At 49.1% G+C, this 9,879-nt stretch carries 8 protein-coding genes and 1 pseudogene; 4 read left to right on the forward strand and 5 right to left on the reverse strand.

Features of this window, described 5'->3' with window-relative positions:
- Positions 1–141: 141 nt before the first annotated feature.
- Together HMPREF2872_RS00240 and wrbA are read right to left on the reverse strand one after the other, a co-directional pair.
- Positions 142–2,319, reverse strand: coding sequence for a TonB-dependent siderophore receptor (locus HMPREF2872_RS00240; protein ID WP_070630344.1), 2,178 nt, complete (start codon positions 2,317–2,319; stop codon positions 142–144).
- A 209-nt stretch (positions 2,320–2,528) separates the two neighbouring features.
- The gene (gene wrbA / locus HMPREF2872_RS00245) at positions 2,529–3,134 is read right to left on the reverse strand and encodes an NAD(P)H:quinone oxidoreductase (protein ID WP_070630346.1); all 606 of its coding nucleotides are present in this window, start codon (positions 3,132–3,134) and stop codon (positions 2,529–2,531) included.
- 203 nt (positions 3,135–3,337) lie between these two features.
- Here wrbA and HMPREF2872_RS00250 point away from each other — a divergent pair, with 203 nt between their 5' ends.
- From HMPREF2872_RS00250 to xth, 4 genes are all read left to right on the forward strand, one after another.
- Positions 3,338–4,540, forward strand: coding sequence for a YihY family inner membrane protein (locus tag HMPREF2872_RS00250; protein ID WP_070630348.1), 1,203 nt, complete (start codon positions 3,338–3,340; stop codon positions 4,538–4,540).
- Positions 4,541–4,639: 99 nt separating this feature from the next.
- Positions 4,640–6,421 (forward strand): extracellular solute-binding protein, encoded by a 1,782-nt coding sequence (locus HMPREF2872_RS00255; protein ID WP_070630350.1) that lies wholly within the window; start codon positions 4,640–4,642, stop codon positions 6,419–6,421.
- 414 nt (positions 6,422–6,835) lie between these two features.
- Positions 6,836–7,114 carry an ArsR/SmtB family transcription factor gene (locus HMPREF2872_RS00260; RefSeq protein WP_070630352.1) on the forward strand — a complete coding sequence of 93 codons (279 nt, stop codon included), beginning with the start codon at positions 6,836–6,838 and terminating at the stop codon, positions 7,112–7,114.
- 167 nt (positions 7,115–7,281) lie between these two features.
- Positions 7,282–8,052, forward strand: coding sequence for an exodeoxyribonuclease III (gene xth / locus HMPREF2872_RS00265; RefSeq protein WP_070630354.1), 771 nt, complete (start codon positions 7,282–7,284; stop codon positions 8,050–8,052).
- 100 nt (positions 8,053–8,152) lie between these two features.
- Here the strand turns inward: xth and HMPREF2872_RS00270 are convergent, their stop codons facing one another.
- The 3 genes and pseudogenes from HMPREF2872_RS00270 to HMPREF2872_RS11685 form a co-directional block, all read right to left on the reverse strand.
- Positions 8,153–8,899, reverse strand: coding sequence for a tetratricopeptide repeat protein (locus tag HMPREF2872_RS00270; protein ID WP_070630356.1), 747 nt, complete (start codon positions 8,897–8,899; stop codon positions 8,153–8,155).
- Positions 8,877–8,930, reverse strand: a pseudogene (locus HMPREF2872_RS11820) (hypothetical protein); the annotation flags it as partial. The pseudogene HMPREF2872_RS11820 and the gene HMPREF2872_RS00270, both read right to left, overlap by 23 nt.
- Before the next feature lie 206 nt (positions 8,931–9,136).
- A partial coding sequence (locus HMPREF2872_RS11685) for a hypothetical protein (protein WP_070630360.1) occupies positions 9,137–9,879 on the reverse strand: 743 nt, incomplete at its 5' end.

Consider the following 9,879-nt stretch of genomic DNA (forward strand, 5'->3'; position numbering starts at 1 on the left):
CAGCCGAAAATCTTTGTTTAGGTTTCGGCTGTCGGGGGAAGGACTTTTTTGCAAAGGTCTCAGTATGTCAGAGAATAATCAGGCCGTCTGAAACCCAATGATTCAGGTTTTCAGACGGCCTATCCTACTTCTACTATTCAATTAGAACGTATGTTTAACCGTTGCAGTTACACTACGCGGCGTGCCGTAAACGTGAATATCCGGCATGGTGCGGTAGCGTTTATTGAACACGTTTTCAAAGTCCAAACTGATGCGGGTAGATTTGCCGATTTTGTAATGACCGGTCAAGTCCAGCGTTGCGTACGGACGTTGGGTCAACGCGGCGGCTGCGGCCGGATTGATGTCTGCCGGATATTCGTCCAGCGTGTGGCTGCGACTTTGCCAGTTGACGTTGGCACCCAGGTTCAAACGGTCGGTCACGTCATACGCGGTAAAGAGTTTGAACAAATGCACCGGATAAGACGGATGCAGTTGAACACCTTCGCTATCTTTAATTTTGGAACGTGCATAAGACGCATTCAACAGCCATTTGTCGCTCAGGCGACCGCCGACAGAGAGTTCCATGCCTTTTGTTGTGGTGTTGTCGGCTGCACGGTAGTATTCCTCGCCATTTGCAAATTTGCCTGCAACCACGCCCAAATGGTCGCGTTTGTTCATAAAGACGGACGCGGAAGCATTCAGACGGCCTTCAAACCATGAGGCTTTCAAACCAGTCTCGTAGGTTTTGCCGCGTTGCGGTTTGAGCGCCGCGCCGTCTTTGGTCAGGTAACGCACTTGCGGACGGAAAATGGTGGTGTAAGACGCATAGGCAGTCAGATTGTCACCGATGTCGTAGGTTACGCCCAAATAAGGAATGAAAACGTTTTGTTTGTGGCTGCTGTGTGCGAATTTGTTACGGCTGGTGCTGTAACGGTAACGCCAATCCACAAAACGGCTGCCGCCGATAAAGGCGAGCTTGTCGGTCAGTTTGAAACGGGTCGAGCCGTAAACCGACAGGTTTTTCATGTGTGAAAAACCATCGCGCAGATACGGCATATCGGGTTTGGCGATGTTGCCGTCAAATTTACGCAAATCAGGAATCGTCGACTCGCCTTCTTCATAGAAAGACAGGTTTTCTTTGTTGTCCTGATAGCTGATGCCCGCATTAAATTCGTGCGAGCGGCCCAATGCAGGATAGTGACCATCCAAAGTCAGGGAGAAATCTTGGTCGCGATATTTGCTGCGGTCACGATCGGATGTAAAGAGCGCGGAATAGTCGGGATTGATTTCGTATGTACCGGCAATGCCTGAAACGATGTCGTTTTTGCCCGAAACATGGCTGTAATTGCCTGTCAGTTTCCAGCCATTGTCAAACTCATGGCTGAGGGAAGTGAATACTTCAGCACTGGTGTCCTTGCCGTATGCCCAGCGTGCGGAAGAATTGCTGCGCGGCGAAGACTCAAACGGTATGAATCCAGTACGACGCGAACCTGCTGCGGTCAGGTAGCTGAAACGCGAGCTACCGGTATTGCGGAAACGGTGTATTTCCGTACCGAGGCGCCATTGGGTTTGCGGCGTGATATCGTAAGACAAAGTACCGTAGAAAGTGTGATTATGGCGCGAAGTGTTCGGCAGGTAATCGCCGCCGTGGTCGCTGACCAAAATAGCGCGGCCGCGCAAGGTATTGTCTGCATTCAAAGGCTGATTGGCATCAAGGACGAAGCGGTAGTGGTTCCACGAACCGACACCGGCTTCTACGCTGACGGCAGGTTTGGCAGTCGGTTTTTTGCGTTCCAAAGCAACCGTACCGCCCGGCTCGCCCATACCGCCGTTGGACAAACCACTTGCGCCGCGCACGACGACGACTTGTTCGTACAATGTGCTGTCCAGATTGTTGGTACCGCGGCGGATGGCTTTACCGTCGTAAAGGAATTTGGGCGCGCCGTCCACGGAAATGCTGTCAATCGCCTGACTGCGCGAAATAAACTCGCTGTGGCCGGATACGTTGTTGCCCATTTTGCTGTGGAACACGCCCGGTGTTTGTTTCAATACGTCCTGCAGGCTGTCCAAGCCTTGGTCTTCGATTTGTTTTGCCGTTACGACAGACAGGGACTGCGGCGTTTCACGCTGGGTCAGACGGATGCCTGTCGCGGCGGAGGAAGCGGGAATGGTGTAGTTGGAAGTAGTCTGTTTTCCGACACCTTGGACGGTAACTGTCGGTAAATCGACACGTTCTTGCGGCTGGGTATTTTCTACTTCGGTCGCGAAAGAATACGCCGAACACAGCGCCAGACTGACGGCAAAGCTTAATTTGCCATAGGGAAATACAGGTAGTGACATAGCCTCTCCAATTAGCTTATCTTTCAATTTGGTCGCAGATTCTATCAAAAAGATGTAGTCCGATAAAACTATGTTCTAATCATTATTTTCTAAGTATTTCGTTTAATTCAAAATATTTATTTTCAATCTAGTCCCAATTAACTAAAAGGCCGTCTGAAACCCATATCATCAGGTTTTCAGACGGCCTTAATCTTTTTTTTACAAGGCAATCAGTCTGCCAATTTTCGTGCCAATTCTGCCAAACGTTTACCTTGCGCGAAGGCAATATCGTTTTCTTCGGCAGTCAATACCGGCTTGCTGTCGTGGCCGGAAACATGGCTTGCGCCGTAAGGCGTGCCGCCGCTTTGGGTATTGCTGAGCGCGGACTCGGTATATGGGATGCCGCTGATGACCATGCCGTGGTGCAGCAGGGGCAGCATCATGGTCAGCAGGGTGCTTTCTTGGCCGCCGTGCAGCGAAGATGTGCTGGTGAATACGGTGGCAGGTTTGCCGACGAGTTCTGCGCCGAGCCAAAGGGGAATGGTGCCGTCGATAAAGTATTTCATCGCTGCGGCCATATTGCCGAAACGTGTCGGGCTGCCGAGCGCGAGGCCGGCGCAATTTTTGAGGTCGTCGGCAGTCGCGTATGGCGCGCCTTCGTCTGGAATGGCTTTTTCAACGGCTTCGCAAACGGTGGAAACTTTGGGAACGGTACGCAACACGGCTTCGCAACCGTCCACGCTTTCGATACCGCGTGCAATTTGGCGGGCAAGGTTGCGCGTGCTGCCGTTTTGGGAATAAAAGAGGATGAGGATTTTCAGGGGATTTGGGTTCATTTGGGGTTTCCGTTACAATGCTATCAGGTTTCAGACGGCCTTTTATAGTGGATTAAATTTAAACCAGTACGGCGTTGCCTCGCCCTGCCGTACTAATTGTACTGTCTACGGCTTCGTCGCCTTGTCCTGATTTAAATTTAATCCACTATAATACTCGGGCCGTCTGAAAAGAAAAAATTTCAATTTAAAAGTGGGAAAAGGTTATGCCGTTTTCGCAATGGTGGCAAGGTTTTTTAAAGAGTAAAGGCGTGGCGTTTGCTTGGTTTGTCGTGCGCCGTTTTGATGAGGAGTGCGTGCCGCAGGTGGCGGCAAGCATGACGTTTACGACGCTTTTGGCTTTGGTGCCCGTGTTGACGGTGATGGTCGTCATCGCTTCGGCCTTCCCCGTTTTCGACCAATGGTCGGGGGCGTTTGTCTCTTTCATCAACCGCACCATCGTTCCGCAGGGCGCGGACATGGTGTTTGACTACATCAATGCGTTCCGCGATAAGGCCACCAATCTGACGGCGATCGGCAGTGTGATGTTGGTTGTCACCTCGCTGATGCTGATTCGGACGATAGACAATGCGTTCAACCGGATTTGGCGCGTCAATTCGCAACGGCCTTGGATGATGCAGTTTTTGGTGTATTGGGCGTTGCTGACGTTTGGGCCTTTGTCTTTGGGCGTGGGCCTGTCAGTCATAATCGGTCAGGTGCAAGTAGTGGGTGGCTCGGAATGGCTGAGAGTCATAACCGCGGTTTCATTTATTACGGTACTGCTGTGGGGCTTATACCGCTTTGTGCCCAACCGTTTTGTGCCTGCCAGCCATGCTTTTGTCGGCGCGGCCGTAACGGCGTTTTGTTTGGAAACGGCACGCTTTTTGTTCGCTTGGTACATGGGCAACTTTGACGGCTACAAATCGATTTACGGCGCATTTGCCGCAGTACCGTTTTTCCTGTTGTGGCTCAACCTGTTGTGGACGCTGGTATTGGGCGGCGCGGTTTTGACCTCGTCCCTGTCCTATTGGCGCGGCGAAGCGTTCCGCCGCAGTCTAGATGCGCGCGGACGCTTTGACGATGTATTGAAAATCCTGCTGCTGCTCGATTCTGCCCAACAAAACGGCAAGGCATTGCCGGTGCAGGAGTTCAGACGGCATATCAATATGGGCTTTGACGAATTGGGCGAGCTTTTAGAAAAACTGGCGCGACACGGTTATGTCTATTCCGGCCGTCAGGGCTGGGTCTTGAAAATGGGGGCGGAGTCCATCGACTTGGCGGAGCTGTTCAAACTCTTTGTCTACCGTCCGCAAACGCTTAATAAAGACAAGGTCAATCAAACGGTTGACCACATCATGCAGCCCTGCTTGGAAACCTTGAACATGACGCTTGCCGAGTTCAGCGCCCATACGAAAAAACAATCCTCTTAAACCTGACGCCGTCTGAAACCAAAAATATCAAGTTTCAGACGGCCTTTGCTATAATCGGCACACTACTGAATATTACATTCGACCTACAAGGATAAATAGATGAAAACACCAGCCCTACTCTCGCTGCTCGGTCTGATTCCATCTGCCGCCTTTGCCGCCCACGGCGTAGGCCTTGGCCAACCACCCAAATATCCGGCCAACTTCACCGCTTTCGAATACGTCAATCCCAACGCCCCCAAAGGCGGTACATTTACCACGCCTTTCCTCGGTGCTTTTGACACGCTCAACCCCTTTACCCTCAAAGGCAACCACGAATACGGCATCAGCATGCTGACGCTCGACACCTTAACCGAGCAAAGCATGGACGAACCGTACGCCGTTTATGGACTGATTGCCGAAGACATCGCCCTGGCGCCGGACGGCCTTTCCGTTACCTTCAAAATCAACCCCAAAGCCAAATTCCACAACGGCGACCCCGTTTTGGCCAAAGACGTTGCCGCTTCATTTAACATCCTGACCAAAGACAAAGCCGCCGCCCCCATGTACCACTTCTACTGGAGCGACGTGGCCAAAGTAGAAACACCCAACGACCGCACCGTCGTGTTCCGCTTCAAACAGCGCAACTCAGAATTGCACATGATTCTCGGCAGCCTGCCCGTCTTCTCGCATAAAAGCTATCCCAAAGGCCTGGCCGCCGCTCCCAACAGCCTGCCCATAGGTTCCGGCCCCTACCGTTTTGCCAAAGCCGAAAACGGCCGCATCAGCGAGTTTGTCCGTGACAAAAACTACTGGGCGCAAAATCTGCCCGTGCGTAAAGGCCGCTACAACTACGACTACATCCGCATCAAATACGTCAAAGACGAAGTTGTCCGCATCGAAGGACTGAAAGGCGGCCAATATGACTTCGTACAAGAAAACGTCGCCCGCAACTGGGCACGCGCCTACTCCGACGAAGTCCTCAAAAAACGCAATCTGTCCAAACACGAATGGATACAAAACAGCACAGCCGGCATGCAAGGCTTCGTCATCAATATGCGCCACAAGCCCTTGGACAATATTTACGTCCGCCGCGCCTTGATTGAAAGCTTCGACTACGAAAGCGTCAACAGCCGCATCTTCTACGGCGCATACCGCCGCACCGACAGCTTCTTCACCAACAGTACCATGGCCGCAACCGGCAAGCCTGACAGCGCGGAAACCGCATTGCTCAAATCATTGGGCACCAAGCTGCCCGACGGCGTATTGGATCAAGACGTCCCTATGCCGCCGGTTACCGACCCCAAACTGGGCGTGCGCCCAAACCTGCTCAAAGCACGTGCCCTGCTTGAAAAAGGCGGCTATCAATACAAAAACGGCAAAGCAGTGGACAAACAAGGTAAACCGCTGACCTTTGAATTCCTCGCCCCAAGCAAAAACTACGAACGCATTACCGCCAAATGGCAGCGCGACCTCGCCAAAATCGGCATCACCATGAACGTGCGCACCGCCGATTCCGCCGTGTACCAAAAACGCATGAACGACTTCGATTTTGACGTAACCACCGGCTACTACGGCAACAGTGAAAGCCCCGGCAACGAGCAATACGACTACTTCAGCTGCGCCGCCGCCAAAACCGAAGGCAGCCGCAACCTATCTGGCGTCTGTCATCCTGCGGTTGAAAAACTGCTGACCCATTTCAACAGCTTTACCAACCGCCAAGAGCTGCAAACCACCTCGCGCGCGCTCGACCGACTGATCCGCCACCAATACACCATCGTTCCAAACTGGTTCGCCGACCGCTACCGCGTCGTGTACCGTAACGATGTGGGCATTCCGTCCAAGCTGCCGAAATACTACGACCCCATCACCTTCGCCATGACCGCAGGCTGGAAGAAAAAGTAGTCGCATTTCGACAACACGTCCAAACGGCTGACAAGCCCTTGGCGTGTAGTACTCAGCATAAAATCATAAAACCTTGTTGTTTGTTTAAAAACAATCAATCGGCTGATTCCAAACAAACATAGAAGAAAAAACAACTTAAAGCCAAAACAGAGGCCGTCTGAAACATCCGTCAGCAAAATCATCTGCAACGGAACATTTCAGACGGCCTTTCGTCTCTTTTCAATCCAGTTTCGCAACCAAAGCAAGATATCGAAAATAAACAAAAAAATTGCAAAACAATGCCCTCAAATTTTACAAAACCGTGTACACTGCAAGGTAAGGGTTTGAATTATAAGGTTAATCTTAATAAAAACTACAATCATCCAAATTTAACCCAAATCAAGCATTCATATAACAGACAAAAGGAACAATAATATGGAAATCAAGCGTCTCTCTACCATTCTCAAACTGATTGCCAACCCCGAACGTATGGCCATCCTTTTTCTGCTGCTTGACGGCGACCGCAGCATTACCGAATTGGCACAGGCGCTCGACTCCTCCCCGACCGGCATCGCCAACCACCTCGCACGCCTGCGCACCGAAGGCATCATCGATTTCACGCGCTACCACCGCATCATCGAATACCGCCTCATCTCCGAAGAAGCCACCACCATCCTCAATACCCTGCGCACGCTCAAAGAGCCAGCAGAATAAACAAATTATTCCACATCACAACATCAAGGCCGTCTGAAACACCAGCTTTCAGACGGCCTGCCCCTTTCAGCCCATATCGAAAAATAAACCAATCCGCTATACAATACCGCCCATGCCCACAGGCGCAATCCGCCGCCTTCCCACCCAATAGCACACACGGAAACATCATGAAAATCGCCACTTGGAACGTCAATTCCCTCAACGTCCGCCTGCCCCAAGTACAAAACTGGCTGGCCGACCACCAAGCCGACATACTCGCCTTACAAGAACTCAAGCTCGACCAAGACAAATTCCCGGCCGCCGCCCTGCAAATGATGGGCTGGCATTGCGTCTGGAGCGGCCAAAAAACCTACAACGGCGTCGCCATCATCAGCCGCCACGAACCGCAAGACGTACATTGCGGCCTACCCGCCCTACCCGACGACCCGCAACGCCGCGTCATCGCCGCCACCATCAACGGCGTGCGCGTCATCAACGTCTATTGCGTCAACGGAGAAGCCCTAGACAGCCCAAAATTCCAATACAAAGAACAATGGTTTGCTGCATTGACCGAGTTCGTCCGCACCGAAATGGCCGCCCACCCCAAACTCGTCCTGCTCGGCGACTTCAACATCGCCCCGGCCGATGCCGACTGCTACGACCCCGAAAAATGGCATGAAAAAATCCATTGCTCCTCCATCGAAAGACAATGGTTTAAAAACCTGCTCGACCTCGGCCTGACCGACAGCCTGCGCAAAATCCACCCCGAAGGCGCGTTCTACACATGGTTCGACTACCGCGGCGCCATGTTCCAACGCAAACTCGGCCTGCGCATCGACCACATCCTCACCAGCCCCGAACTCGCCGCCACCCTTACCGACGTCACCGTCGACCTAGAAACCCGCGCCCAAGAACGCCCCAGCGACCATGCGCCGGTGATTGCCGAGTTTGACTGTTAGATTTTGAATGAATAAACAATAAGGCCGTCTGAAAATGTTTAGGGATTTTCAGACGGCCTAATATTATTGTCAGGTTAATTGAGCAACTATTTATTGAGCCTTAAGACTCTTCACGAGGATACCCGTTACTATAAGCCTTCTCAAACCATTCCTGAGCCAGCGTGTCATCCTGTTGAAAACCTTGGCCAAGTTTATACTTAATGCCCAAACAAAACTGAGCTGATGCAACCCCCTGCTCTGCTGCTTTACGATACCAATAAATCGCCAACACATCATTTTGCGTTATCCCTTCTCCCCAATTATACATCTGAGCCAATTGAAACTGAGCATCGGCATGCCCTTGTTCCGCCAATTTACGAAATAAAGACAGTGCCTGCTTATAATCAATACCAAAAGAAGAATCACTTTTATCTATACTTCCACCGTATCGATACTGCAAGCCTAATTTGTATTGAGCCTCTATATCCCCTTCACTCGCCATGCGAGAATACATCATGAACAAGTGCCATCGAGGCTCACCATATGGCCCACCTTTAATAAACCATTCTTCTGCCTGTTTATAGTCTTGCGCAACACCCGTTCCATTCTTATACATCTGACCCAATCGGCACATAGCAGGGCCATATCCCTGATTACCAGCCAAACGATACCAATACAATGCCTGCTCATAATCGGACAGTTGGAAATACAGCTCACCCAAATAGAATTTAGCTTGGATAATGCCCTCCTCTGCCTTCACATGCAGCCACTGTTTCAACTGCTCATAGTCCCTGTTAGTCAAAAAACTAGAATACTCCTTTATCAAAAGGCATTGCGCATCAAGATGCCCCTGCTCTGCCGCCTTCATATACCAATGCACTGCCTTTCGATAATCTTTAGGCTATTTATTACAATATAACCCAGCTAATTCATATTGAGCCTGGACATTTCCTTCTTCTGCCAACTGAGTAATAGCTTGAATAGGATCAGAAGTATGGACAGGAGCATATTCCTTAACTGTACTTCGTCTCATAAGCCAGAAAAGAAAAATCGCGACAGCTATTAAAAAACAAGCGAGTAACAATTTCATCTTATTTTACCAATTCTATTTATTTTCTTTATTATCGAACTCTGAAAACTTTCTTTCTAATAGGTGACCATAAAAATATACTAAAGCTGCAGGGAAAATCCAAATTATCAGAATGATGGAGACTATAGAAAAATCCATAAACTTATTTTCCCTTTCAAAATGCAAAGAAAAATAAAGGATAAAAGCCAGTAAAACTTCTAATAAAATAATTAAAGCGGTATTACCATGTTCTCTTAAATGCTTATAAGAATCTGTTATGTCTTTAATATAACCAGGATTTGTTTCAGCATTTGTTTCAGCATTTGTTTCAGTATCTGTTTTTACAGGATTTTTTGCCTTTGTTAAATGCTTCATATAATCATATCCCTCTCCTCCTTCAGTTACTTTAGCTACTTCATATAAAAAATAGCATTGGAAGCCTGAAAAAATTATCACAAATATAAGTATTAGACAAAATATTTTTAAATAAAGTGCTAAAAATATCATGTATACTATCATTAACAATATACCTAATATATGTGATATGTTTTTCTTGTTTAATAAATAAACTCGAACCGCATGAAGAACTAAGATAGGATAAGAGGCAATGTAACAATATAAAGTACCTAATAACAGCCAAACTGTTAAACTAGCTGTATTAAAATCTTTACCATTAGTTAATTTCAACATAGGAAAATACTGTTCTAATATTCCAGTTTTTTCTATTTCGGATTTTACTATTTTAGGTTTTATTACCTCAACTTCTGCTATTTTAGATT

Origin of the sequence: Neisseria sp. HMSC069H12, from assembly GCF_001812735.1 — a bacterium.
In the GTDB taxonomy this organism is placed as follows: Bacteria; Pseudomonadota; Gammaproteobacteria; order Burkholderiales; family Neisseriaceae; genus Neisseria; species Neisseria subflava.

Excerpts from the sequence above, each read along its gene's own strand:
- HMPREF2872_RS00240 (WP_070630344.1), bottom strand. The coding sequence starts at position 2,319 with ATGTCACTACCTGTATTTCCCTATGGCAAATTAAGCTTTGCCGTCAGT.
- wrbA (WP_070630346.1), bottom strand. The coding sequence starts at position 3,134 with ATGAACCCAAATCCCCTGAAAATCCTCATCCTCTTTTATTCCCAAAAC.
- HMPREF2872_RS00250 (WP_070630348.1), top strand. The coding sequence starts at position 3,338 with ATGCCGTTTTCGCAATGGTGGCAAGGTTTTTTAAAGAGTAAAGGCGTG.
- HMPREF2872_RS00255 (WP_070630350.1), top strand. The coding sequence starts at position 4,640 with ATGAAAACACCAGCCCTACTCTCGCTGCTCGGTCTGATTCCATCTGCC.
- HMPREF2872_RS00260 (WP_070630352.1), top strand. The coding sequence starts at position 6,836 with ATGGAAATCAAGCGTCTCTCTACCATTCTCAAACTGATTGCCAACCCC.
- xth (WP_070630354.1), top strand. The coding sequence starts at position 7,282 with ATGAAAATCGCCACTTGGAACGTCAATTCCCTCAACGTCCGCCTGCCC.
- HMPREF2872_RS00270 (WP_070630356.1), bottom strand. The coding sequence starts at position 8,899 with ATGAAGGCGGCAGAGCAGGGGCATCTTGATGCGCAATGCCTTTTGATA.